General features: G+C 30.3%; 2 protein-coding genes. Both read left to right on the top strand.

The features are described 5' to 3' along the window. The first annotated feature begins 2 nt into the window (after window positions 1–2). The gene (locus MV589_RS02375) at window positions 3–143 is read left to right on the top strand and encodes an EAL domain-containing protein (RefSeq protein WP_297431679.1); all 141 of its coding nucleotides are present in this window, start codon (window positions 3–5) and stop codon (window positions 141–143) included. A gap of 16 nt (window positions 144–159) precedes the next feature. After that, window positions 160–2,119: EAL domain-containing protein (locus MV589_RS02380; protein ID WP_297431678.1), on the top strand; the 1,960-nt coding region annotated here is incomplete at its 3' end.

The raw sequence follows: 2,119 nt of genomic DNA on the forward strand, positions 1-2,119 counted from the left end.
TTGTGAATTTTGCCAAAAAACTTGGAATGAAAACTATTGCAGAGTATGTACATTCAAGCGTAGTTATGGATAAAGTTATCTCTTTAGGCATAGATTATTCACAAGGCTTTTATATTGATGAGCCTTCTTTAGATATTAAGTGATTTTTAGGAACTTGTTATGAAAAAAATCGAAGAAGTTATTGATGAACTTTTTAAAAACTTCATTGAAGAAGCGATACAAAATATTGGAATTGGTCCATTTATTACATCAAGGGAAGCAATAAAAAGTATTTTGCAAAAGATACATGAAGAGACAAATAGTGCACTAACTATGCAAAGTACAGAACTTTTGGAGCATTTTAGTATTGCAGGTGCAACTCTTTATAATAAATATCGTGTACCGGCATTTCTATGGATTGACACACTCGAAAAATTAAAAGAAGATATACTTTATGCTATTCATCACCAGATTATAGATTATGATGATGATGCATTTATATTACGAATGAATAAGCTTATTCAGGGCTTGTGTAAAGGTTATCTCAAAGCTTCTGCACAAGATACATTGAACTTTACATATGAAAGAATAGATGCTATAAATATTGAGATGGATATTATGTCTCATGATAGATGGTATAAAAATTTTTTGGAATTTCTTGCGAATGACTTTCAAAATGTTCCTGAATTGATGTATGAAAATTCTGAGTCAAACAGATGGATAAAATCACTTGATTTTAAACTGCTTATGAAAGCATGTACGTTTGAAAGAGAGGGTGAAATAGTTATTTTTATGCACAAGCTTTATGACTTAGCAAGAGAAATTAAACATTTTATAGATATACAAGATTTTAAAAATGCCTATAGTTATTTAATAATTTTAGACCAAAAGGTAAACCTGCTTAATGACATTCTCAAAGAAGTTTTGATTAACTTTATGAGTGATAAGTTGCACTTCTTTTTTACACTTTTTTCTGAAATTATACTATTTAAAAAACAGTATAGTTATTTTTTAACTCTCTCTGTAAGTCTCTCCTCTGAAGTGGTGCATAAAAGAGATATTCATAGACTGTTTTTAGCAATATATAAGGGTACGCAAAATAGTTCTAAAGATATGGCTTATCAGTTTACTGGAGTAGTTGACGATGGTGACTCTATGCACTTTTTGCTCCATTACAATGAAAAAAGTGATGTAGAAAAGATTTTTACTTCTGTGACACAAACCATATATGAATTGAAAAAAGAGGAGATTACTCTTAATGTTCCTGAGTTTATAGTAAGAGCATCTGAAACGGAAGTCTTTTCAGGTTTGAGTGCTGCAACATTACAAAAAATTGCTTTTAATATGGCACAACAGCATGTGCATGTACCAAACTATCATTTTAATAAAATAGAGTGTAGTAAGTTAAGAGAAAGTGCTGACCGCAAAGCTGCAATAGATGAAAAAGTGCTAAAAGCAATAAAAGATAAAACAATGAAGCTCTATTTTCAGCCAATTGTCCATGTTTATGGTAATGAAAAAAAACTTGTCTATTGTGAAGCGCTTTCTCGTATGAGTGATGAGGGCAAAATTATTGATGCTGAAGAGTTTATTCACTCTGTACTTGATCAAAAATTGTCATCTAAACTTGATATTTTGGTCTATCAGGAATTAATGCAACGTACGAGTGATATTGCTACGTTTATGGAAGGTGTTAGTGTAAATATATTTCCTGAATCTTTTAAAGATAAAAAAGTAATAGACGCACTAAAAAAATGTCTTTTGAGTTTTCAAGAAAAGAAGCTCATTTTAACTCTTGAAATTACAGAGTATAATCTCTTTGAGTATTATGATATTTTACTAAACCTTAAAAAAGAGTTTACTTCCACATTGAGAGTGGCAGTAGATGATTTTGGCTCGGGTTACTCTTCACTTGCTGCACTTGTAAAATTGTCAAAAAATGGTTTACTTGATGCTGTGAAAATAGATGGAACATTAACATGTGAAATTCTTAATGATGCAACCACTTTTGAAATTGTAAAAACTGCTGCGAGTCTTTCTAAAACATTAAATGTAAAAACAATTATTGAGTATATTGAAAATAAAGAGATCGAGTTAAAATTACAAGAAGAGGTAGATGATTTTTATGGACAGGGATACC

Source organism: Sulfurimonas sp., assembly GCF_026991475.1.
GTDB lineage: Bacteria > Campylobacterota > Campylobacteria > Campylobacterales > Sulfurimonadaceae > Sulfurimonas.